At 70.7% G+C, this 22,258-nt stretch carries 18 protein-coding genes, 1 rRNA gene and 2 pseudogenes; 8 read left to right on the top strand and 13 right to left on the bottom strand.

Annotated elements, in window-relative coordinates; all coding sequences use genetic code 11:
* Positions 1 to 395: 395 nt before the first annotated feature.
* Together rrf and SSBG_RS13150 are read left to right on the top strand one after the other, a co-directional pair.
* Positions 396 to 512 (top strand): 5S ribosomal RNA (rrf, locus tag SSBG_RS13155).
* A gap of 73 nt (positions 513 to 585) precedes the next feature.
* The gene (locus tag SSBG_RS13150) at positions 586 to 1,152 is read left to right on the top strand and encodes a GNAT family N-acetyltransferase (protein WP_008746629.1); all 567 of its coding nucleotides are present in this window, start codon (positions 586 to 588) and stop codon (positions 1,150 to 1,152) included.
* A gap of 4 nt (positions 1,153 to 1,156) precedes the next feature.
* Here SSBG_RS13150 and SSBG_RS13145 read toward each other — a convergent pair whose 3' ends face one another.
* The 6 genes from SSBG_RS13145 to SSBG_RS13120 form a co-directional block, all read right to left on the bottom strand.
* Positions 1,157 to 2,707 carry a type IV secretory system conjugative DNA transfer family protein gene (locus SSBG_RS13145; protein WP_037869667.1) on the bottom strand — a complete coding sequence of 517 codons (1,551 nt, stop codon included), beginning with the start codon at positions 2,705 to 2,707 and terminating at the stop codon, positions 1,157 to 1,159.
* Between the two features lie 127 nt (positions 2,708 to 2,834).
* Entirely contained in the window at positions 2,835 to 4,226 is a 1,392-nt protein-coding gene (locus SSBG_RS13140; protein WP_008746627.1) for an ATP-binding protein, read from the bottom strand.
* Between the two features lie 267 nt (positions 4,227 to 4,493).
* On the bottom strand, positions 4,494 to 6,047 hold the full coding sequence (locus tag SSBG_RS13135; protein WP_008746625.1) for an SCO6880 family protein: 1,554 nt from the start codon (positions 6,045 to 6,047) through the stop codon (positions 4,494 to 4,496).
* Positions 6,044 to 7,312 (bottom strand): hypothetical protein, encoded by a 1,269-nt coding sequence (locus tag SSBG_RS13130; RefSeq protein WP_037869666.1) that lies wholly within the window; start codon positions 7,310 to 7,312, stop codon positions 6,044 to 6,046. The genes SSBG_RS13135 and SSBG_RS13130 overlap by 4 nt, the downstream gene beginning before the upstream one ends.
* Complete coding sequence (locus SSBG_RS13125) at positions 7,302 to 8,150, bottom strand: hypothetical protein (RefSeq protein ID WP_008746623.1); 849 nt, start codon at positions 8,148 to 8,150, stop codon at positions 7,302 to 7,304. Before SSBG_RS13125 ends, SSBG_RS13130 begins: the two co-directional genes overlap by 11 nt.
* A gap of 245 nt (positions 8,151 to 8,395) precedes the next feature.
* The gene (locus SSBG_RS13120) at positions 8,396 to 8,704 is read right to left on the bottom strand and encodes a hypothetical protein (protein WP_008746622.1); all 309 of its coding nucleotides are present in this window, start codon (positions 8,702 to 8,704) and stop codon (positions 8,396 to 8,398) included.
* 454 nt (positions 8,705 to 9,158) lie between these two features.
* Here SSBG_RS13120 and SSBG_RS13115 point away from each other — a divergent pair, with 454 nt between their 5' ends.
* Together SSBG_RS13115 and SSBG_RS13110 are read left to right on the top strand one after the other, a co-directional pair.
* Positions 9,159 to 10,367: a C40 family peptidase gene (locus SSBG_RS13115; RefSeq protein ID WP_037869665.1), complete on the top strand. Its 1,209-nt coding sequence runs from the start codon at positions 9,159 to 9,161 to the stop codon at positions 10,365 to 10,367.
* Between the two features lie 413 nt (positions 10,368 to 10,780).
* Positions 10,781 to 11,500 carry a phosphatase PAP2 family protein gene (locus SSBG_RS13110; RefSeq protein WP_008746619.1) on the top strand — a complete coding sequence of 240 codons (720 nt, stop codon included), beginning with the start codon at positions 10,781 to 10,783 and terminating at the stop codon, positions 11,498 to 11,500.
* Between the two features lie 93 nt (positions 11,501 to 11,593).
* Here SSBG_RS13110 and SSBG_RS13105 read toward each other — a convergent pair whose 3' ends face one another.
* Positions 11,594 to 11,779, bottom strand: a complete 186-nt coding sequence (locus tag SSBG_RS13105; protein ID WP_008746618.1) for a hypothetical protein — start codon at positions 11,777 to 11,779, stop codon at positions 11,594 to 11,596.
* A gap of 321 nt (positions 11,780 to 12,100) precedes the next feature.
* On the opposite strand from SSBG_RS13105, the gene SSBG_RS13100 reads away from it, so the two are divergent.
* Positions 12,101 to 12,403, top strand: coding sequence for a hypothetical protein (locus SSBG_RS13100; protein ID WP_008746617.1), 303 nt, complete (start codon positions 12,101 to 12,103; stop codon positions 12,401 to 12,403).
* 173 nt (positions 12,404 to 12,576) lie between these two features.
* Here the strand turns inward: SSBG_RS13100 and SSBG_RS13095 are convergent, their stop codons facing one another.
* Positions 12,577 to 12,981, bottom strand: a complete 405-nt coding sequence (locus tag SSBG_RS13095) for a metal-sensitive transcriptional regulator (protein WP_008746616.1) — start codon at positions 12,979 to 12,981, stop codon at positions 12,577 to 12,579.
* A gap of 347 nt (positions 12,982 to 13,328) precedes the next feature.
* Between SSBG_RS13095 and SSBG_RS13090 the strand changes: the two genes are divergently transcribed.
* The 3 genes and pseudogenes from SSBG_RS13090 to SSBG_RS13080 all read left to right on the top strand — a co-directional run bounded on the left by SSBG_RS13090 (position 13,329) and on the right by SSBG_RS13080 (position 16,168).
* Positions 13,329 to 13,949 (top strand): DUF47 domain-containing protein, encoded by a 621-nt coding sequence (locus SSBG_RS13090; RefSeq protein WP_008746615.1) that lies wholly within the window; start codon positions 13,329 to 13,331, stop codon positions 13,947 to 13,949.
* Between the two features lie 4 nt (positions 13,950 to 13,953).
* Positions 13,954 to 14,952, top strand: coding sequence for an inorganic phosphate transporter (locus SSBG_RS13085; RefSeq protein ID WP_008746614.1), 999 nt, complete (start codon positions 13,954 to 13,956; stop codon positions 14,950 to 14,952).
* A 206-nt stretch (positions 14,953 to 15,158) separates the two neighbouring features.
* Positions 15,159 to 16,168 (top strand): annotated as a pseudogene (locus SSBG_RS13080) (SDR family NAD(P)-dependent oxidoreductase).
* Positions 16,169 to 16,417: 249 nt separating this feature from the next.
* Here the strand turns inward: SSBG_RS13080 and pstB are convergent.
* The 5 genes and pseudogenes from pstB to SSBG_RS13055 all read right to left on the bottom strand — a co-directional run bounded on the left by pstB (position 16,418) and on the right by SSBG_RS13055 (position 22,155).
* Complete coding sequence (pstB, locus tag SSBG_RS13075) at positions 16,418 to 17,194, bottom strand: phosphate ABC transporter ATP-binding protein PstB (RefSeq protein WP_008746612.1); 777 nt, start codon at positions 17,192 to 17,194, stop codon at positions 16,418 to 16,420.
* A gap of 33 nt (positions 17,195 to 17,227) precedes the next feature.
* Positions 17,228 to 18,352: a phosphate ABC transporter permease PstA gene (gene pstA, locus SSBG_RS13070; protein ID WP_008746611.1), complete on the bottom strand. Its 1,125-nt coding sequence runs from the start codon at positions 18,350 to 18,352 to the stop codon at positions 17,228 to 17,230.
* The gene (gene pstC / locus SSBG_RS13065) at positions 18,349 to 19,401 is read right to left on the bottom strand and encodes a phosphate ABC transporter permease subunit PstC (protein ID WP_008746610.1); all 1,053 of its coding nucleotides are present in this window, start codon (positions 19,399 to 19,401) and stop codon (positions 18,349 to 18,351) included. Before pstC ends, pstA begins: the two co-directional genes overlap by 4 nt.
* A gap of 151 nt (positions 19,402 to 19,552) precedes the next feature.
* Positions 19,553 to 20,704 (bottom strand): phosphate ABC transporter substrate-binding protein PstS, encoded by a 1,152-nt coding sequence (gene pstS, locus SSBG_RS13060; RefSeq protein WP_037869663.1) that lies wholly within the window; start codon positions 20,702 to 20,704, stop codon positions 19,553 to 19,555.
* 297 nt (positions 20,705 to 21,001) lie between these two features.
* Positions 21,002 to 22,155: pseudogene (locus tag SSBG_RS13055) on the bottom strand (DUF2993 domain-containing protein).
* Between the last annotated feature and the right edge of the window lie 103 nt (positions 22,156 to 22,258).

Here is a 22,258-nt window from a genome sequence, read left to right as displayed (position 1 = left end):
GTTCGGTCCCTATCCGCTGTGCGCGTAGGAATATTGAGAAGGGCTGTCCCTAGTACGAGAGGACCGGGACGGACGAACCTCTGGTGTGCCAGTTGTTCTGCCAAGGGCATGGCTGGTTGGCTACGTTCGGGAGGGATAACCGCTGAAAGCATCTAAGCGGGAAGCCTGCTTCGAGATGAGTGTTCCCACCTCCTTTGAGAGGGTAAGGCTCCCAGTAGACGACTGGGTTGATAGGCCGGATATGGAAGCCCTGTGAGGGGTGGAGTTGACCGGTACTAATAGGCCGAGGGCTTGTCCTCAGTTGCTCGCGTCCACTGTGTTGGTTCTGAAACCACGAATGATCACACACTGCCCCCGTTATTACGGTGTGGCGGGGTGGTCGGGTTTTATAGTGTTTCGGTGGTCATAGCGCGTGGGAAACGCCCGGTTACATTCCGAACCCGGAAGCTAAGCTGCGTAGCGCCGATGGTACTGCAAGGGGGACCTTGTGGGAGAGTAGGACGCCGCCGAACAATTCTTATACGGGGGAGCCCCGCACCAGTATTGGTGCGGGGCTTTTCCGCGTTCACAGGTATCTTCGGCCGCATGAATGTCATACGAGCAGTGGTTGCCGAGGACTGGCCGCGGGCCAGGGAGTTGCGGTTGGCCGCGCTGCGGGACTCCGTCGCGCACCTGGCCCTTCTGGATACGTACGAGAACGCCCTGACGAAGCCGGACGCGGTCTGGAGGGGGCAGGCCGCGAACTCCGAAGCAGGGGTGACCAGTCGGCAGTTCGTCGCTGTCGCGCCGGACGGCAGCTGGGTCGGGTCGGCGGCCGGGATCGTGGAAGAAGCCGGGGTGCGGGACTACTTCGGGCTGCCCGTCGAGGAGCGGCAGGCGCAGCTCGTCGGGGTTTACGTGCGGCCGGAACACCGAGGCGGAAGGCGGGTGCTGGGGCCGCTCGTCGCGGCGGCGCGCGAGTGGGCGGACGAGGTGGGGGTCGGCAGGCTCCGGCTCTTCGTGCACGCCGAGAACGGACGGGCGGCAGCGTCCTACGAGAAGCTCGGCTTCGTTCCCACGGGGCACCGGTTGCCGGACCGTACAGGTACGGGCGAGGAACTGGAGTATGTCCGGGACGGGCCCCTCGTGCGCAGCGCGCAGGCCATCGGCTGAGGCGTCAGCCCACGAGGTCGGCGTCCGGCCACCTGGAGCGCGCTTGCTCCTGAGAACGCAGGAAAGCGAGGGGACGGAGACCTGCGGCCGGGCCTGTCGCGAGGAGGGCCGGCAGATCCGGGAGGGGGGCGACCGCGGCCACGTCCTCCAGGACGAGCGTGAGTGGTGGGTCGAGCCGGCCGGCAGGAGACCTGGCGGCCTCGCGGCGGCCGTGCTCGACCACGTCGGAGGCGAGCGCCGTCGTGAAGGGCTGGGCACCGGTGGGTGCTTTCGGGTCCTCCGTGGAGACGCCCACGAGGTACAGCGTTCCCTCCTCGGCCAGGAAGGAATCCAGTCGCGCGGTATCGGCGCGGCGTGAGGCGCAGGACTCGCGCAGGTGGATCTCGGAGAGCCCCGCGAGGGCACGGGCGGTCAGTTGCTGGGCCATGTCGCGGCGTTCCGGGTACGCGGTGAGTGCCGCTTCCAGTTCGCCCCCGAGCCCGGGCGCCGCCGTGGGGTGTGTGCGCAGGATCGTCACCGCTTCGTGCACACGGGAACCCTGGGCCCAGCGGTGGACGTGCGAGACCGGGCGTCCGTCCGTGTCGGCTGCGTGCAGGAAGCAGCGCAGCAGGGTCTCGGCGGTGTCGGCGGTCGCCATGTCCAGCCGGGAGACGGGGCGGACCGGGGCGAGCAGGGCTCTGGCACGTACCGTCGCGGTCCGCGCGTCCACGCAACCGGCCGTCGGCGACCAGTGGAGGCGGTCGGGTGTGTCGCAGCGCAGCAGGGGGTCGTGGACCAGGACGGGGCCGAGCTTGGCGCGGGCGTCCTTCGTCTCCTGCCACAGCGCGGGCTGGGAGGTGACGACGAGGACAGGGCCCGCCGCTTCCTGGACGGCCTCGATCGCCTCGGCCAGCCGGGTCCGGGCGTCGCCGAGGAGGACCGGGGAGCGACGTGGGGAGGGGACGGCGGGAGCGGCGTGTTCGGCGGGGGGCGTGCGGGGTGTCTGCTTGGTGAGGTCGAGGGTCTCCCGGCGGGCTTCCAGCGCCTTCTCCCGACGGCTGAGGGCTTCCTCCTCCCGCCGGGTGAGTTCCTCCTCCTCGCGACGGAGGGCGGCCTCGCGGCGGCGCAGGGCCTCTTCCCGTATCCGTACCGACTCCTCCCCAGGGAGGAGGCCGGGATCGGGGGTCGCGGTCCGCGGCGGTGCGTTCTTGCGCGCGGCGCGCAGCGCGCGGTGGCGGGCGAAGGACGACAGGACGAAGAGCGCGAGGACGACGAGAACCATGGCGAGGCCGAAGAAGAGGCCCCAGAAGAGCCCGTAGCCGGCCAGCGCGGACGCGGGCGCGTCGGGCCAGGCGGCGTGCAGGTCCTTCGGGTCCGTCAGCAGGGAGCGCAGGGCGAGCGGCGTGTTGCGGAGGCTGATCGCCGTCGGCCAGGTGCCGTGCGCGAAGAGGGCGGCGAGGCCGCTCGCGAGCCACAGAAGCAGTGTGAGGCCGAGGGCCAGGACGAGCACGCCGAGCAGCACGCCGTCGGGGACGCCACCGGGGCGGCCGGGCGTGGCGCTCTTGCGGGGGCTCATCGGGGCCCGTCCTCTCGTACGACGTCGCTCCGTCTCCCGTACCACCGGCGAAACCGGTGAGCCGGATACTCACGACGTGAGGACGACCCTCTCGGGTACGACCCGGCCTCCTGCCGTGCGTGCATGGTCAGGCGACTCCGGAGTGGCGCTGTTCCATGAGAGCGGCGCGTTCTGCGGTCTCCTGCTCGGCCGCGAGGAGCTCCTCGGGGTACGGCTCGGACGACTCGGTCATGGCGCGGTCGGTGAAGACGAGGGGGCGTTCGGCCTCGGTGATGAGGTGTTTGACGACCTGGACGTTGCCGTTGACGTCCCACACGGCGATGCCGGGGGTCAGGGTGGGGATGATCTCCTGGGCCCAGCGGGGGAGGCCGAGGACGGCGCCGGTAGCGCGGGCCTCGTCGGCCTTCTGCGCGTAGATGGTGCGTGTCGAGGCCATTTTGAGGATCGCCGCGGCCTCCTTGGCCGCCGCGCCGTCGACGACGTCGGAGAGGTGGTGGACGACGGCGACGAAGGAGAGGCCGAGTCGGCGGCCGAACTTCAGCAGGCGCTGGAAGAGCTGCGCGACGAAGGGGCTGTTGATGATGTGCCATGCCTCTTCGACAAGGAAGATGCGCTTTTTGCGATCGGGCCTGATCCAGGTGTGTTCGAGCCAGACCCCGACGATGGCCATGAGGATCGGCATCGCGATCGAGTTGCGGTCGATGTGGGAGAGGTCGAAGACGATGAGGGGCGCGTCGAGATCGATTCCGACCGTGGTGGGGCCGTCGAACATGCCGCGCAGGTCGCCGTCCACGAGACGGTCGAGGACGAGCGCGACGTCGAGACCCCAGGCGCGTACGTCCTCAAGGGCGACGTTCATCGCCTCGGCGGACTCGGGCTCGGGGTGGCGGAGCTGTTCGACGATGTCGGTCAGCACGGGCTGACGTCCCGTAACCGTCTCGTTGACGTAGGAGTGAGCGACCTTGAGCGCGAAGCCGGAGCGTTCGTCGAGGCTGCGGCCCATCGCGACCTCGATGATCGTGCGGAGCAGGGCGAGCTGTCCCGTCGTGGTGATCGCGGGGTCGAGCGGGTTGAGGCGGATGCCCATGTCGAGGGCGGCGGTCGGGTCCAGGCGGATGGGGGTTATGCCGAGCTGGGAGGCGATGAGGTTCCACTCGCCGACGCCGTCCTCGCCCTGGGCGTCGAGGACGACGACCTGGCGGTCGCGGAAGCGCAGCTGGCGCATCACGTACGTCTTCTCCAGCGCCGACTTGCCGTTGCCGGACTCGCCGAGGACGAGCCAGTGGGGGGCGGGGAGCTGCTGTCCGTAGAGCTGGAAGGGGTCGTAGATGTAGCCCTTTCCGCTGTACACCTCACGGCCGATGATGACGCCCGAGTCGCCGAGGCCGGGGGCCGCGGTGGGCAGGTAGACGGCCTGCGCCTGTCCTGTCGAGGTGCGGACCGGGAGACGGGTGGTCTCGACCTTTCCGAAGAGGAATGCGGCGAAGGCGTCGGTGAGGAGGGTCAGCGGGTCCTTCATCTCGGGCTCCCGGGCGGTGGCGGGTCGTGCGGTGGATGCCGGTGGGACGGCGGGGTGCTGGATCGGTGGGGCTGTCGAGCGGTGGGTGGGTTCGCGTTGCCGCGGGGGACAGGCGTCCGGTCCGTCGTGAGAGGGACGGCGGGGCGGGACGTGGGGGTGGCCGGTCCCCCGGCGGATGGATTTTTGGAGGTGATGTCCAACGTGCGACGGATGTGGAGTCTTCCTCCCGGAGGGGGAGGTTTTGTCGAGAAGGCCGGGGAATGATGATCAGCGACGGATACCGGTGGCGAAAGGCAGAGTGTTGACGAAGGCGCGGTGGTGCTCGCGGTCGCACCATTCGAGCTTGAGGTAGGACTTGCCGGCGGAGGCGCGGATGGTGCGCTTGTCGCGGGCGAGCGCCTCGGGGTCGCGGGACGAGACGGTGATCCAGCCGACGAGGTTGACTCCGGCCGCGCCGCTGGCGAGGTCGTCGCCGCGCTGGTCGATGCGGCCGGAGGCGGCCATGTCGCGGGGGTCGACGGTGCGGTTGAGCTTGGCGGCGCGGCTGGCGTCGGCGGCGTCGTTCGTCTTCTCGGTGAGCATCCGCTCGATGGCGATTTCGGTGGGTTCGAGGTCCATGGTGACGGCGACGGTGCGGATGACGTCGGGGGTGTGGACGAGGAGCGGGGCGAGGAAGTTCACGCCGACGGGGGTCATGGGCCATTCCTTGACCCATGCGGTGGCGTGGCACCAGGGCTCGCGGGTGGCGGACTCGCGGGTCTTGGCCTGGAGGTAGGTGGGTTCGGTGGCGTCGAGTTCGGCGGGCCAGGCGTTGCGCCGGGTCATGGCCTGGAGGTGGTCGATGGGGTGGTCGGGGTCGTACATGGAGTGGATGAGGGAGGCGAGGCGGCCTTGGCCGAGGGGCTGGCGGACGCGGATGTCGGCTTCCTGGAGGCGGGAGCAGATATCGGTCAGTTCGCGGGCCATGACGATGGCGAGCCCGGCGTCGCGGTCGAGTTTGCGGCCTCCTTGGGGGCGCGCGGCCTTGGCCATGGCATTGGCTTCGGCGGCCAGCTCGCGTCCGTAGTCCATGCAGGCGACGAGGTAGGCGCGGTGCTGTTCGCTGGAGGTGGAGACCATGGAGAGGAGCTGCTCGTAGCTGTCCTGGAGCCAGAGCGGGGCGCGCTGGTCGCCGCGCTGGCTGACGTCCTTGGCGTGGGCGTCGGGGTCGGCGGGGAGGGTGCGGGCGAGCATTTGCAGGCGGGTGACGAAGCCGTCCCCGTTCGCGACGTGCTTGAGGAGGGTGCCGAAGCGGTCGACGAGGGCTTCCTGGTCCTCGGAGTCGCGGAGGCCGACGCCGGGGCCCTCGATCTCGATGGCGGCGGTGACGGTGCGGCGGTCGGCGTGCAGGAGGACGGCGATCTCGTCGGGGCCGAAGGGGGCTGACAGCCAGGAGATGCGGCCGATGCCGGGCGGTGGGCCCACCTCGATCTCGCGGCCGTCGACGCGGGTGCCGGCTTCGGCCGCGGCGGAGCGGTAGGCGGCCTGTCCCCTGCGGTTGAGCCGCTTGAAGCTGCGGTTGATCTCGTACCACTTGTAGAAGGTGCGGCGCTTGTACGGCACGTACACGGCGGCGAGGGCGATCAGCGGGAAGCCCATGAGGAGGACGAGGCGCAGGGCGAGGAAGGGGACGAGGAGTCCGCACATCATGCCGAGGAAGGCCCCGGCGATGATGAGGCCGAGTTCGCCGCTCTCGCGGTTGCGGCCGATGACGGCGTTGGGCCGCGCGCGGCCGATGAGATAGGTGCGGCGGGGCGTGTAGGTCTGCGGCGGAGTCGTCAACGCCCTTCACCTCCCGTGCTGTTCGTGCTCGTGCCTCGGTTGGACGCGTGCGGGGTCTGGGTGGCGGAGCGGGGGGCCGGGGCGGCTGCTTGCTGGCCGCCGCGCGTGCCGTGGGCGGCGATGCCTTCGCCGACCGAGTGGGGGGCCTTGGCGCCGCCCTGGCCCTGGCCGCCGGAGGCGCCTCCGCCGTCGTTGCGGGCGCTGTGGGTCTTGATGCCCTGGGCGACGAAGGAGGCGGGGGAGGAGAGGACGGCGGCGGCGCGGGACTCGGCGCCCTGCTGGAGGCGGTTGGAGCGGGACGCGACGAGTTCGTCGCCGAAGCCGGGGACGAAGCGGTAGATCATGGCGCTCGCGAAGATGGCGAGCAGGATGATCGCGAGGCCGGAGACGACGGCGGAGAAGGCGGAGGGGCCGTCGCCGCCCGCGAGGGCGCCGGCGAGGCCGAGGACGATGACGATGACGGGTTTCACGAGAATGACCGCGATCATGACGCCGGCCCAGCGGCGGACGTGGCCCCACATGTTCTTGTCGACGAGACCGGCGTAGACGACGGTGCCGAGGAGGGCGCCGACGTAGAGGAGGGCCGCCCGGATGACGAGTTCGAGCCAGAGGACGCCGGCGGCGAGGATCGACACGAGGGAGACGACGACGAGCATGATGGGGCCGCCGCCGATGTCGTCGCCCTGGTCGAGGGCTTTGGAGAAGGAGCCGAAGAAGACGTCGGTCTGGCTGCCGGTGGTGCGGGCGAGGACAGCGGTGATGCCGTCGGTGGCGGAGACGACGGTGTAGAGGACGAGGGGGGTGAAGGCGGAGGCGAGGACGGTGAGCCAGAGGAAGCCGACCGCTTCGCTGATGGCCGTGGTGACGGGGACGCCGCGGACGGCTCGCTTGGCTACGGCGAGGAGCCAGAGGAGGAGGGTGAGGATGGTCGAGGCGGCGAAGACGACGGCGTACTGCTGGAGGAACTTGGGGTTGGTGAAGTCGACGTTGGCGGTGCTCTTGACGGCTTCGGAGAGCTTGTCGACGGTCCAGGAGGCGGCGTCGGCGCAGCCCTTGGCGAGGGAGGCGAGGGGGTCGAGGGCGTCGGGGACCGCTGGCGTGCTCGGACCGCTGTCCCCTTCACACGCGGACTTGACCGGGCCCGGAACGATGTCACAAGGCTTGCCCGGGTCTGCCTGGGCCTGACCGGCCCAGAGGAGAAGCGTTGCCGGGATCACCGCGAGCAGGGTGGTGGCACGAGTGAGCGTGCGCCGTTCAACGGGCATAGGTGAACCCTCCGTACTCCTCGACGGCCTTCTCGATCTCCTCCGAGGTCGAGACTGTGCCGTCCCCGTTGACAGGGGTGGGCCCGTCCTTCTGCGTGAAGGCGGCGATCCGCCAGTCGTTTTCTTCCCACCGCAGGGTCAGGACCGTGGTGTACCAGGTGGTGGTGACCGGGTGCGTCGTCGACTTCGACGCGGTGCCGGACAAACTCGTGCACCAGACCTCGACCTTGGCCTCGTTGTCCGCGTACGCCGTCGTCTTCGTACCTACCGGCATCGCCCGGGAGACGTACGTGCCGCCGTCCACCGGGCTGCCCTGCGGGTCCAGGCCGATCTTCGCGAGAAACGCGGCCGAGTAGACGGAGTCGAAGCGTTGCTTAAGAGGCGCGAGCTGATCTTTCACGAGGAGCTGCGCGAGGAGCTGCTCGCGGCGCTCCTTGGTGAGCATGGCCTCGGATGCGAGTGCCACCGCGTAGTTTGCTGCGGCGCTTTGGGCTCCCTCTTTGGTGTGGGGGTAGCCGGTGGGGATTCCTGTGGGGGTGTGGGACTGGGTGGGTTTGGTGCCGGTGGGGGTGGTGGGGGCCGGGGCGGGGGCTTTGGCGGCGTTGGTGGTGTCGGGGTGGGTGGGGGAGTCGTCGGTGTGCCGGTTGGCGAAGGCGATCGCCGCGATGAGGAGGGCGACGACGGCGCCGATGACGACGAGGCCGCGCGAGGAGCGGCGGGGGGTGGCGCCGCGCGGGGGGGTGGCGCGGTCGGGGAGGCGGGTGCGGGTCTGCCCGGTGCCGCCGTAGTCGTCGGGGAGCGGGGGCACCCCGTACCGGTGGTCGTCGCCCGTGCTCATGCCCTCCGCGCCCCCTCGGCCGTTCGGTGAACCCTCGCGCGGTCCGCGGTGCGGTGCGCGTAGTACGAAGGTAGCCCGGTGGACGGCCGTTCGCGTGGGGTGTGGTGACTGGACATCAGAGGCATGAGGGGGACGCAATCTCGACCGGTGGCACGTGGGACAGGGGGGACGCGGGTGGCGTGCGGGGCACCCCCGTGGCCCCGGTCGTGCCGTCCCGCGACTGGACGGCACGGCCGCGTGCGTGGCTAGACGGCCATGCCGTACACGATCGTGAAGACGGTGCCGAGGGAGCCGATGATGAAGACTCCGCTCAGCCCGGCGATGATGAGCCCCTTGCCCTGTTCGGCGCTGAAGGTGTCGCGCAGCGCCGTGGCGCCGATGCGCTGCTTGGCCGCGCCCCAGATCGCGATGGCGAGGCAGAGGATGATCGCGAAGGCCATCACGACCTGGATCATGACGCGGGCCTCGCTGCCGAGGCTCCCGAAGGGGCCCCAGTCCGGGGCGATCCCGCCGATGATCGTGTTGATGTCGCCCTTGTCGGCCGCCATAAGCATGTAACTCACCGCCCCTAACGGGTCGTTCCGTCCTCTGCTCGACACAGAGGTCTCGCTCATTGTCGCTGACTCCGGCGCCAGTGCATGTCGACTTGGCGTCAAACCTGGCCGAGTTTTGCCTTCTTGTCGCCTGCGGGAACCGGACCCAAGGGGTGAAAGAGGGCACGGCCGCCCGCGTGATTACTCTGTGTATCATGCAATGTGACTGCGGGCAACGACGCTGGCGTGTCTCCGGCGGGTCGCTCTTATGGGTGAGTGCGGTGAGAAGGCGCGGGTGGAATCGGTCGTGGGAGAGCTGTCGGGTCATCAGGTAGGTGAACGTCATGGGGTGTCGGTGGCAGCGGCTTCGTGTGCGCCCTCGGGTGCTGCGAGGTGCGGCTCATATGGCTGGTACGTGCGCCTCGTGCTTCCGTACACCGTGGCGAAGCGCTCTCTCATGGGGGACAGTTGACGCGTGCGCAAGTTCTGGCTGATCGGCTCGCTGCTCGCCGCCCTCGGGACGGGGTTCGTGGCGCTCCTCGTCGTCGGTGTCTTCGTCGTCGCCGGAGACCTCACCGGTGGGGGCGCGGGCCGTGCGACCGGTCTCGCGAAGGGCTCGGTGCCGGCCGCGTACCAGGCGCTCGTGCAGAAGTGGGGCAATCTCTGCCCGGCCCTCACTCCGGCGCTGCTCGCCTCGCAGCTGTACCAGGAGTCGGGTTTCGACCCCCGTGCGCGCAGCGCGGCGGCGGCCGAGGGAATCGCGCAGTTCATCCCGAGCACGTGGGCCGCGCATGGCGTCGACGGTGACAAGGACGGCGTCCGGGACGTGTGGAACCCGGCCGACGCCATTCCCTCGGCGGCCTCGTACGACTGTGAACTCGCCTCGTACGTGAAGAACGTGCCGGGGGACCGGTCGGCGAACATGCTCGCCGCCTACAACGCGGGGCCCGACGCGGTGATCCGGTACGGGGGGGTCCCGCCGTACAGCGAGACGCGCAACTACGTGAAGACGATCCGCGGCCTGGAGGAGAGCTTCTCGGCGCCGGCCGGGCGGCTCCAGCCCTCCGAGCAGGCGGCGGCGGCGATCTCGTACGCGCAGGGCAAGCTCGGTACGCCGTACCTGTGGGGAGGCACGGGGACGGCGGCGCAGCGCGGGCGTTTCGACTGCTCGGGGCTCACCCAGGCCGCGTACGAGAGCGTCGGTATCGCGCTGCCGCGCGTCGCGAACGACCAGTACAACGCCGGACCGCACCCCGGCCGGGACGAGCTGCTTCCCGGGGACCTCGTCTTCTTCTCGGACGATCTGGCCAATTCGCGTGCCATCCGGCACGTCGGGATCTACGTCGGTGGCGGCTACATGATCGACGCGCCGCGCACCGGGGCCGTCATCCGGTTCGACCCGATCGACACCCCGGACTACTTCGGCGCGACCCGGGTCACGCAGGCCGCCGCGGCGGCGCTCCCCGAACCGGGGGCGAGTGAATCCCTGCGGCCTGTTGACGAGGATCGCGAGGCGGAAAAGGCGGAGAAGGCGGCCGCGGCCCAGGGAGTGGAGGCGGTGGGTGGTGCGGCGGTGGCTGGCGGGCCGGCGGACGTGTCCCGGGGGCCGAGCGCGGGCGCGTCTCCTTCGCCGGGGAGCGCCCTGCTCGCCGGGGCGGGTGCGGGTGCTCGGCGGGCGGACTGAGGGGGCGGGTGTGGAGGTGATCTGGCACGTGCGCGGAGGTGGGTGTACGCGTGTGCACCTGTTTCGGTGTACATCTGTACGCGCGGTTGGGTTTACACCTGTCGGCTCGGCGCGGCGGGCGCTTCCCCCGCCCCCGCCTCCGTGTGGCACGCGCCCCGGCGCGGTCGTGGGTGAGCGGTGCGCCGGGTCTTGTGAGCGGGTGACGTCCGGGCCGGGGGACGCGTCTCTCTTCGATAACGTCTGGGTGATCATTTGGTGGAGTGCGGAACGTGGGGGCAGGGAGCAGGCGTTCTCTGTTCAGGACCACAGGTGTGTGCGCGAGCGGAGCGGTGCCGGCCGGTGCCGACCACGGGGGTTGGTGAGGGACGTGCAGCGTGTGCGTCCCGGTACGAAAGACAAGGGGCCGCGGCGCCATGGCTGGACTCGACACTTCCGGGTCGAACCCCGATGTCAGCCTGCTCTTCGACATCAACGGCCTCACCGGGCACACCCCGGGCTGGTGCGATCAGGCCGTGCGCTTCCTCGGTGAGTACGGGCTGCCGGTGCTCTCGGTGCTGCTGGTGCTGTGGTGCTGGTGGGGTGTCAGGCGGCGGGGCACGCTGGACGCGGCGGCGTCCTCGGTCGCCGCGGTGGTCTGGGCGCCGCTGGCCGCCGCGCTCGCGGTGGGGGTGAACATCCCGATCCGCGGCTTCGTCGAGAGACCGCGCCCCTTCGTGGACCACAAGGGCATCGAGGTCCTGGAGCACGGCAAGACTGACTTCTCCTTCGTGAGTGATCACTCGACGCTCACGATGGCCATCGGCGTCTCGCTGTTCCTCGTGCACCGCAAGCTCGGACTGGCCGCTATCGGCCTCGCGGTGGTGGAGGGCTTCTGCCGGGTGTTCATGGGCGTGCACTACCCGACCGACGTCGTCGGCGGCTTCGCGCTCGGCACCGCCGTCGCGCTGCTGCTCTCGCCGCTCTTCACGGCGATGTTCACGCCGGTGCTGCGCGCCCTCGGCCGCAGTCGCGCCGGGCGCCTCGTGTGGGCGGGCGACGTGACGGGGGACGTCATCCCGGTCGCGGGGGAACGGGAGCCCGGTGGGGCGGTGCGTCCGGTGCCGGCGGGCGAGGACCGGGACCTCGCGGCGTAGCGGCGCGGGTCGCCCGACGGGGTCCGTAGTCCACAGGGCTGGGGCCGCGGGCCGATCGTCGTACGAATGTCCGGAGGCGGGCGCAGGTGGGCCTCACGGTTCCCTGCGGTTCTCCGTCTCCTGCGCCGCGTGTACGTGTTCCGCCGCGTCGGAGCGGGCCTTGGAGCGGGCCCGGCGGGCGGGGCCGCGCCAGCCGCACAGACAGGTGGCGGTGCAGAAGGGGCCGCGTTCCTCGGTCGTGGTGCGGTGGGCTTCGGGCGGGGGCTCCTCGTGGGTCACGTCCTCACGGTAGTCCTGGAGAACGAGGCGTAGGTCTTGGGGCGGATTTCGGGGAATCCCGGGCGGGCGGCGTGACGGCCCTCCGTATTGTTCGTTGACCCGATGAGCGCTCGGGGCGAGCGGCGGAGCGGTGCCAGGCGGATGCGTCGGCCGGTCGTGCGCCCGTCGTGCGCCGGGTGGATGACCCGTAAATGGTCCGTCCGTGTCATGCGCCCGGCGCGCGCGGCTCCCTACGCTGGATGGCGCGCCGGCCGGGAGCAGTGCCCGAGAAGGTTCCCGGAAAGGCCCGGGAAGGGGCCGGGAGAAGGGGGTGAGCCCGAGGTGACGACAGCTTTCGCGGTCGAGGACCCGGTGGCACTCGCGGAGATCGAGCTCTGCGGGGAGCTGATGATCGCGGCCGTCTGCTCGTGCGAGGAGCGGCTGAGCGTGGAACGGATCGACGAGGTCTTGCAGGTCAGAGGCGCGGGCCCGGACGAGGGCGCGGGCTTCGGCGAGGGCGCCGGTTTCGGCGGGAGTGCAGGTTTCGGCGAGGGCGCCGGTTCAGGGGGCGTGAGCGGCTCTCACGGTTCCCACGGCTCTCCTGCGGCCCGTGCGCGGCTCGCGCGTGATCCTTGGGACGCGTGAGCCGCGCTCGTCACGCCTGGGGGTGCCTCTTCACGCCTGACGGTGCCCCTTCACGCCTGAGGGCGTCCTTCGCGGCGGAGGCCGGGGCCCGGACCAGCCCCGGGGCGCGCGTTCCGGGTGCCGGGCACCCGGGGGCCGCCATCCGGCACCCCCGGCGCCCGGTCTCCCGTGGCTCAGGTGCGGAGCATCCGGGCGATGGCCCGGGTGGCCTCCGCGACCTTCTCCTCGACCTCGTCCCCGCCCCGTACCGCCGCGTCGGCCACGCAGTGCCGCAGGTGCTCCTCCAAGAGCTGGAGGGCGAAGGACTGGAGGCCCTTCGTGGAGGCGGAGACCTGGGTGAGTATGTCGATGCAGTACTGGTCCTCCTCGACCATCCGCTGGAGGCCCCGGATCTGGCCCTCGATGCGGCGCAGGCGCTTGAGGTGCTCCTGCTTGTGGTCGTGGTAACCGTGCACGGCGTGCTCGGCGGCGCCCGTGCCGGGAGCGGCCGGTTCCGGTGCTCCGGACGCCGCCGCGGATGCGGTCGCCGCCCTCGCGGGAGTCGCCGCTCCGGTGCCTTCGGCCTCGGTGGTCGTCATCGCGTCCTCCCGGTGCGGGGGCCGTGGGGGACCACGGCGCCGATGTGAGCTGTCCGACACCCCGCGCGGACCGGGCGGACCGCCGGGGCCCACGGGGTTACGGCCAGTGTGGGGCAGGCTGCGCAGAAGCGTCGAGACGGGCGCTGAACGGCCCCTCTATACCCCATAAGGGTATATCGTAACGATATTTCCGATCTATTGGGATCGGTTCTGTTCCTCTGGGGCTGGTTGGGGCCCTGTGATGATCGCTCGCTTTCATGGGCGACACTGTGAAAGCCGGTTCGCCGTGGCCGGATGATGCGCCTAGCATCAGCCTGACCGAACCCAGAGGACACCGAGGACCCCACGTGCGTTTTCGTCTGACCCCCCGGGAGACGAGTTTCTACGACATGTTCGCCGCGTCCGCGGACAACATCGTCACGGGCTCCAAGCTCCTCATGGAACTGCTCGGGGCGGACCCCTCCGCCCGGGCCGAGATCGCCGAACGGATGCGGGCCGCGGAACACGCCGGGGACGACGCGACCCATGCCATCTTCCACCAGCTGAACTCCTCCTTCATCACGCCGTTCGACCGCGAGGACATCTACACCCTCGCCGGTTCGCTCGACGACATCATGGACTTCATGGAGGAGGCGGTCGATCTCGTCGTCCTCTACCAGGTCGACCAGCTTCCCAAGGGTGTCGAGCAGCAGATCGAGGTCCTCCACCGTGCGGCGGAGCTGACCGCCGAGGCGATGCCCAACCTGCGGACGATGGACAACCTCACCGAGTACTGGATCGAGGTGAACCGTCTGGAGAACCAGGCGGACCAGATCCACCGCAAGCTGCTCGCGCACCTCTTCAACGGCAAGTACGACGCCATCGAGGTGCTGAAGCTCAAGCAGATCGTCGACGTCCTCGAAGAGGCCGCCGACGCGTTCGAGCACGTCGCGAACACGGTGGAGACCATCGCGGTCAAGGAGTCCTGACCCGGTGGACACCTTTGCTTTGGTCGTGACCGTCCTGGTCGCGTTCGCCTTCACGTACACCAACGGCTTCCACGACTCCGCGAACGCGATCGCGACCTCCGTCTCGACCCGGGCGCTCACGCCGCGCGCGGCGCTCGCGATGGCCGCCGTCATGAACCTCGCGGGCGCCTTCCTCGGAAACGGCGTGGCGAAGACGGTCAGTGAGGGCATCATCGACACCCCGCACGGCGACAAGGGGATGTGGATTCTCTTCGCCGCGCTCGTGGGCGCGGTCGTGTGGAACCTCGTGACCTGGTACTTCGGGCTGCCCTCCTCGTCCTCGCACGCGTTGTTCGGCGGCATGGTCGGGGCGGCGCTCGCGGGCGGGATCGGGGTCATCTGGTCCGGGGTGGTCGACAAGATTGTCATCCCGATGTTCCTCTCGCCGCTCGTCGGCCTCGTCGTCGGCTATCTCGTGATGTGCGCGATCCTGTGGCTGTTCCGCAGGTCGAACCCGCATCGCGCCAAGCGTGGTTTCCGTATCGCGCAGACCGTCTCGGCCGCGGCGATGGCGCTCGGGCACGGGCTCCAGGACGCGCAGAAGACGATGGGCATCGTCGTGCTCGCGCTCGTCATCGCGGATGTCGAGGACCAGGGCGACGCGATCCCGGTCTGGGTCAAGATCGCCTGCGCGCTCATGCTCTCGCTCGGTACGTACGCGGGCGGCTGGCGCATCATGCGCACGCTCGGCCGGAAGATCATCGAGCTGGACCCGCCGCAGGGCTTCGCCGCCGAGACGACCGGCGCGTCGCTCATGTTCACGACCGCTTTTCTCTTCCACGCGCCCATTTCGACCACACACGTGATCACCTCGGCGATCATGGGTGTCGGCGCGACGAAGCGGGTCAACGCGGTGCGCTGGGGCGTCGCGAAGAACATCGTGCTCGGCTGGTTCATCACGATGCCGGCGGCGGCGATCGTGGCGGCGGTGGCGTTCTGGGTCGTGAACTTCCTGTTCTTGTGAGCTTGTGATCTTGAGTGGGCGCGGTCCCGTCCTCGCCCGCTTGGTCTCCGCCAAGGCGTCTCCCTCCGCGGGAGGCGCCTTTCGCGTTTTCGTGCCGCGCCCTCCTCCCGGCTGACGCCTGCGGCCTGCGTTGTCGTTCGCGAAACGGAACATCGTTCCGTAAGTAGTCGGAACGATGTTCCGTTTCGATCGGAAGGGCGTGTCCCATGTCGCGGGAGTCGCAAAAGTCGTGGTCGTCCCGGCAGTACCCCATCGGTTCGCCCTTCGGGGCTGCCGCCACCGCGGCGGAAGTGCTCGCGGGGGTGGATCTGCGGGGGAGGCGCGTGGTCGTCACCGGGGGGGGCATCAGGGGATCGGCTTCGAGGTGACGCGGGCGCTCGCGGGGGCCGGGGCGGAGGTGCTGGTCGGGGCGCGGAGCCCGGAACGGGCCGCGGCGAAGGTCGCGGGGATCGCCGGGGTGGAGGTGGACCGGCTCGACCTCGTGGACCCGGGGTCCGTGGACGCGTTCACCGGGCGGCGGCTCGCCGACGGGCGGCCCCTCGACGTGCTCGTCAACTGCGCCGCCGTCGCCCCGCCCGCCGAGCGGACCCTGGACGCGCACGGGCACGAGATCCAGTTCGCGACGAGTCACCTCGGGCCCTTCCGGCTCACCCTCGGGCTGCTCCCCCTGCTGCGTGCCGCGCGCGGGGCGCGGGTCGTCAACGTCTCCTCCGGCGCGCAGCGGATGGGGGCCATCCGCTGGGACGACCCCGGCTTCACCGCCGGCTACCACCCCGGGGCCGCCTACGCGCAGGTCAAGCGCGCCAACGTGCTCTTCGCCGTCGAACTGGACCGGCGGTGGGCCGCCGGGGGATTACGGGGGTACGCCGTGCACCCCGGGGTCGTGATCGGGACGAACCTCAACAACCGTCCCGAGGACCGCGAGGCGTACCGGTCGCAGGGGCTCCTGGACGAGGAGGGCAGGCCCGTCATCGATCCCGAGGTGGGGAAGAAGACGCCCGCGCAGGGGGCGGCCACCGTCGTCTTCGCCGCCGTGAGCCCGCTGCTCGACGGGATCGGCGGCGTGTACCTGAAGGACTGCGAGGTGTCCGTCGTGGACGGGGCGGGCCGGCCGCTCACCGCCGACAGCATCCCCGCCGAGGTGCACCCCGACTCGATCGACCCCGAGGCGGCGCGGAGGCTGTGGGAACTGACGGAGGAACTGCTCGCCGGCTGAGCCCGCCGGGGGGCTCGCGCCGAGCCCGCCCCCGGGGTGCGCGCCGAGCCCCTCAGTGGATACGCGCCGAGCCCTCCCCGCACCCCCGGCCGCTCCCCCCCCAGCCGCCCCCGCGCTCGCCCCCCGGCCCCCCGACCCCCCATCTTCCCCCGCAGGGAAGAGCCCGCCCCGTCATTGTCGGGGCGGGCTCCTCTTGGCCTTCGTGGTGGCACCGCCATGCAGCACCGCGAAGGGGTTCGGGGGGACGGTTCAGCCGAAGCGGCCCGAGATGTAGTCCTCCGTCGCCTGGACGGAGGGGTTGGAGAAGATGCGCTGGGTCTCGTCGATCTCGATCAGGCGGCCCGGCTGGCCCACGGCCGAGAGGTTGAAGAAGGCCGTGCGGTCCGAGACGCGGGCCGCCTGCTGCATGTTGTGCGTGACGATCACGATGGTGAAGCGTTCCTTCAGCTCACCGATCAGGTCCTCGATCGCGAGCGTCGAGATCGGGTCGAGCGCCGAGCAGGGCTCGTCCATGAGGAGGACCTGCGGTTCGACGGCTATCGCCCGCGCGATGCAGAGCCGCTGCTGCTGGCCGCCGGAGAGGCCCGCGCCCGGCTTGCTGAGGCGGTCCTTGACCTCGTTCCAGAGGTTGGCGCCCTGGAGGGACTTCTCGACCACGTCGTTCAGCTCGGACTTCTTGAAGGAGCCGTTCAGCTTGAGGCCCGCCGCGACGTTGTCGAAGATCGACATCGTCGGGAAGGGGTTCGGGCGCTGGAAGACCATGCCGATGGTGCGGCGTACCGCGACCGGGTCGACCTGGTTTCCGTACAGGTCCTCGTCGTCCAGGAGGACCTTGCCCTCGACGCGGCCGCCGGGGGTCACCTCGTGCATCCGGTTCAGGGTCCGCAGGAAGGTGGACTTGCCGCAGCCCGAGGGGCCGATGAAGGCCGTCACGGAGCGGGGCTCGACGGTCATCGAGATGTCCTCGATCGCCTTGTGGGCCCCGTAGTACGCGGTCAGTCCGCTGACATCGATGCGCTTGGCCATGGGTTCACTGCTTCTTTCGTACGAAAGGCCGCCTCAGCGACCGGAAGTCTTGGGGGCCTTCCACCGGGCGAGCGCGCGGGCCGCCAGGTTGAGGATCATCACGAAGGCGATCAGCGTGAGGGCGGCCGCCCAGGCGCGGTCGTAGGAGGCCCCGTAGCCGCCGCTCGTCGCGTACTGCTGGTAGATGTACAGCGGCAGCGAGGACTGGCCGCCGTGGAAGGGGTCCATGTTGATGTACGAGGAACCCCAGACCAGGAGCAGGACGGGCGCGGTCTCGCCGGCGATGCGGGCGATCGCGAGCATGACGCCGGTCGTGATGCCGCCGATCGACGTGGGCAGCACGACCTTGAGGATCGTGCGCCACTTCGGCACGCCGAGCGCGAGCGAGGCCTCGCGCAGCTCGTTCGGGACGAGTTTCAGCATCTCCTCCGTCGAGCGGACGACGACCGGGATCATCAGGATCGCCAGCGCGAGGGAGCCGGCGAAGCCGAAGGGCTCCGCCTTGAGGAGGAGCATCAGGCTCAGGATGAACAGGCCCGCGACGATCGACGGGATGCCCGTCATGACGTCCACGAAGAAGGTGACGGTCTTGGCGAGCTTCCCGCGCCCGTACTCGACCAGGTAGACGGCGGTGAGCAGGCCGATCGGCGCGGCGATGACGGTCGCGAGACCGACCTGCTCGACCGAGCCGATGATGGCGTGGTAGATGCCGCCGCCCTCGTCCATCGAGCTGATGTTGACCATCGAGTGGGACAGGAAGTACGGGTCCAGGATCTTCACGCCGCGCTTGACGGTCTCCCACACGAGCGAGGCGAGCGGGATGAAGGCGGCGAGGAAGGCGACCCACACGACGCTCGTGACGACGCGGTCCTTCGCCTGCCGGCGGCCCTCGACGCGCGCGGCGAGCGCGTAGCCGCCGAAGACGAAGAGGAGCGCGGCGATCAGGCCCCACTGGACCTTCGATTCGAGCCCGCCCGCGAGGCCCACGGGGCAGGCGACGAGGACGGAGACGGCTGCGACGGCGAGGTTCGACCACCGGGGCAGGCGCGCGGCCCGCAGCGAACCGGTTCGCGCGGCGACGGAAGGCGTGGAACCGGTTCGCGAACCGGTTCGCGAGTCTCGGCCGGGGCCGTCCGCCGGGTTCTGGTCGTGGCTCATGCGTCGGCCCCCGAGTACTCCTTGCGGCGGGCGATGATGGCCCGCGCGGCTCCGTTGACGAGGAGCGTGATGACGAAGAGGACGAGTCCGGAGGCGATGAGCGCGTCACGGCCCTCCACGCTCGCCTCGCTGAACTTGCTCGCGATGTTCTGCGCGAAGGTGCCGCCGCCCGGGTCGAGCAGGCTCGACTGGATGGTGAAGCCCGGCGAGAGCACCGTCGCGACGGCCATCGTCTCGCCGAGCGCGCGGCCGAGGCCGAGCATCGAGGCGGAGATCACGCCGGAGCGGCCGAAGGGCAGGACCGCCGTGCGCACGACCTCCCAGCGCGTCGCGCCGAGGGCCAGCGCGGCTTCCTCGTGCGCCTGCGGGACCTGCCGGAAGACCTCGCGGCTCACATTGGTCACGATCGGCAGGATCATGATCGCGAGCAGGACGCCGACGGTCAGGAGCGAGCGGGGCGCGCCGCCCTGCCAGGAGAAGATCCCGGTCCAGCCGAGGTACTGGTCGAGCCAGCCGAACAGGCCGTTGAGGTGCGGCACGAGGACGAGGGCGCCCCAGAGCCCGTAGACGATCGAGGGCACGGCGGCCAGCAGGTCGATGACGTAGCTGATGGGGCCGCGCGCGGCGCGGGGCGCGTAGTGCGTGAGGAAGAGCGCGATGCCGACCGAGACGGGTACGGCGAGGGCCATCGCGATGACCGAGGAGACGACCGTGCCGAAGGCCAGCACGGCGATGCCGAACACCGGCGGCATCGCGGTCGGGTTCCACTCGAAGGTCGTGAAGAAGTTGCCGTGGTTCTTCGTGAGGATCAGCGAGGAACGGTAGGCGAGGAAGACGGCGATGGCCGCCATCACGACGAGCAGGAGGATGCCGGAGCCGCGCGAGAGGCCGAGGAAGACGCGGTCGCCGAGGTGGCGGGAGCCGCGCGCCTTCGCGGGGTCCGCCTTCCTGCCGTCGTCCTGCGGACGGACGGGGCCGGGCTGCGCGGCTTCGGGAGTCGGTGGGGCGGCGGGTGGGCCGCCGGGGGCGGGGGTCGTGGGTATGTCCATGGGGTTTCTCCGGTCTGCGGACCCGTTCCCCGGCGAGGACCGCGTCGTGGCGGGGGTGCGCCTCGGCGGTGGCGTCTCGGGGGGAGGGGCTTGCTGGCGGCGGTGCACCGGACGGTGCGGGCGGCCCGGCGGGGGCCGCCCGCACGCGGGGTCAGCTGAGGGCGTTGATGGTCTCGCGGACCTTGGCGATGATCGCGTCCGGGATCGGGGCGTAGCCGGCGTCGGCGAGCTGGCCCTGGCCGTCCTCGCTCGCGATGTAGTTGAGGAAGGACTTCGTGGCGGGCAGCGAGTCCGCCTTGTTGCCCTTCTCGCAGGCGATCTCGTACGTCACGAGGGTGATCGGGTAGGCGCCGTCGGCGGAGGGGTTGTAGTCCAGCTCCAGCGCGAGGTCCTTGCCCTTGCCGGCGACCTTGGCGGCGGCGATCGCCTTGGAGGCGTTCTCCGTCGTGGCCTTGACCGGCTCGGCGGCCTTCGTCTTGATGTCGACGGTCTTGATGCCGTCGGTCGCGTAGGACAGCTCGAAGTAGGAGATCGCGCCGGCGGTCTGCTTGACCTGCTGGGCGAGCCCGGAGGAGCCCTGCGCGGACTGGCCGCCCTTGGCCTGCCACGCCTTGCCGCCCTCGTACTTCCAGTCGGCGGGCGCGACGGCCTTGAGGTACTTGGTGAAGTTGTCCGTCGTGCCGGACTCGTCCGAGCGGTGGAACGCCTGGATCTTCGTGGACGGGAGCTTCGCGTCCGGGTTGAGGGCCTTGATCTCCTTGTCGTTCCAGGCGGAGATCTTGCCGTCGAAGATGTGCGCGAGGGTCTTCGCGTCGAGGACGAGGTTGTCGACGCCCGGGACGTTGTAACCGATCGCGATGGGGCCGCCGACCATCGGCAGGTCGATGGCCTGCGAGCTCTTGCAGACCTCGGCGGACTTGGTGATCTCCTCCGGCTTGAGCGCGGAGTCCGAGCCGGCGAAGGCGGTACGGCCCTGGAGGAACGCGGTCACACCGGCGCCCGACCCGTCGGGGGAGTAGTTGATCCGTACGTCCTTGCAGGCGGCCGTAAAGCTCTTCACCCAGGCGTCGATCGCGTTCTGCTGCGCGCTGGACCCCGAGGCGAGCAGTTCGCCCTTGGCGTCGGCGCAGTCGATGTCCGAGGACGCGGAGGGGGCGGCGGCGGCCGAGCTGTCCTTGCTCTTGTCACCGCTGGGGCCGCCGCTCGTGTCGTCCGAGCCGCACGCCGTGAGGGCCAGGGCGCCGGACACGGCGACGACGCCGAGGGAGAGCGCCCGCAGCCGGTTCTTGCGCTGAAGCTTCACTGTTGGGGTGTTCCTTCCGGGAGCCGGGACCCTGCGGGGGGCTCGGCGGTGGCTTGGTCGGGGTCTTTGCGAACCTCGTGAGGCCGAAAGTAGGCAGCCGAGATGACCAGGCGTTCCGGGAAGAGTGAACCGGGAGTTGAACCGTGAAGGTATGGCGGGTTGCCCCTGGCGGGGGCGCGGCGCGGGGAACGGACGAAGGCCCGGCGCGCGGGCAGGGCGGCGGGGACGGGGCGCGGGGTACGGGCGGGAGCGTGGGGGTACGGGCGGGAACGCGGGCATAGGGGCGGGGCCCCGGCGCTACTCCGTGCTCACCCCCACCCCGTCCCCCGCCAGGCGGACGTGGATGCCCTCCCTCGTGACGCGGACGCCGGAGAGCACGACGTGTCCGCGCCGCGTGGGCAGCTCGGGGAGCCGGAAACCGAGGGTCAGCCGGTCGGCGAGGCGGGGGCGGGTGAGGGTGGAGAGCGAGGTGAGGAGGCCGGGGTCCAGGCCGAGGCGGCGCGGCAGGTCCGGGTGGTCCAGCGCCGCGTCGATGAGGTTGACCCGCATGAGGTCGTGGAGGAAACGGGGCGTGCCGGTCACCTCGTGGAGCTTGGCGTCGCTGCGCAGCGCGGCGCCGGCCGCCGAGGGCGGGACGCCGAGGCGGCGGGTGATCTCGCGTACCCCGAAGAGCGCCTTCATCTTCGCGGTCCGCCGCGCAGCGCCGCCGCGCTCTTCGCGGTGAGGTGCAGGCCGTCCCCGGGACCCGTGCCGGGGCGGAAGGTGGCGAGGTCGCCGACGCTGAGGGAGATGCCGCCGATGTCGGTGCGGATGCCCCGGGCGCCGTCGCGCGTGACGCGGGCGTCGGCCCGTACCCGTACGTCGTGGCCCGCGACCGGGAGCGTGCCGCGCGCGAGGACGCGGTCGCGGCCCGTACCCGTGAAGGTGATCTGACTGGCGCCGAGTTCGCGGTCGAGGTCGTCGAAGGAGAGCAGGACCTCGCCGCGCACCCTGCCCGCGAGGGCGCCTTTCAGGCGCGTCGGCAGGTCGCCGCTGAGGCGGATGTCGTCCGCCCGCGCGCTGACCTTCGCGAGCGAGACGCGGTCGGCCGCCACGTCGGGGACCGTCACCGTGACCGAGCCGAGGTGCTTGCCGAGCACCTGCGTGACGAACGGGAAGCCGCCGATGCTCACCTCGGGCGTCGCCTCCAGGTGCATCGTGTCCTTGAGCTTCTCCGCCGCCGTGTGCTCCGCGTACAGCACGGCCCAGCGGTCGCCGAGCGCGAGGAAGGCGAGCAGCGTGACGAGCGCGACGACGGCCTTGAGCGCGAAGGGGATGCCCGCGAGGCGGAAGAAGAGGCGCGGCCTGCGGCGGTGGTCCGGCGCCGACCAGGGCGCTCCGTCGTCGTCCGCGTCCGCGAACGGCGGCTCCTCGCGGCGGAGGAGGCCGTCGAGCGGCCCGGGCCCGGCCAGCTCGCCGAGTTCCTCGTACGGGTTCGGCGCGGCCCCGCGCCCTTTCTGTTTGTGGGCGGCCTGCCGCGCGGGTGCGGACGGTGGTCAGGGGTGGTGCGGTCGG

The sequence above is a fragment of the Streptomyces sp. SPB074 genome, from assembly GCF_000154905.1.
GTDB lineage: Bacteria > Actinomycetota > Actinomycetes > Streptomycetales > Streptomycetaceae > Streptomyces.
Note: the sequence above shows the minus strand (reverse complement) of the source record. Positions and strands in the feature narration are given on the sequence as shown.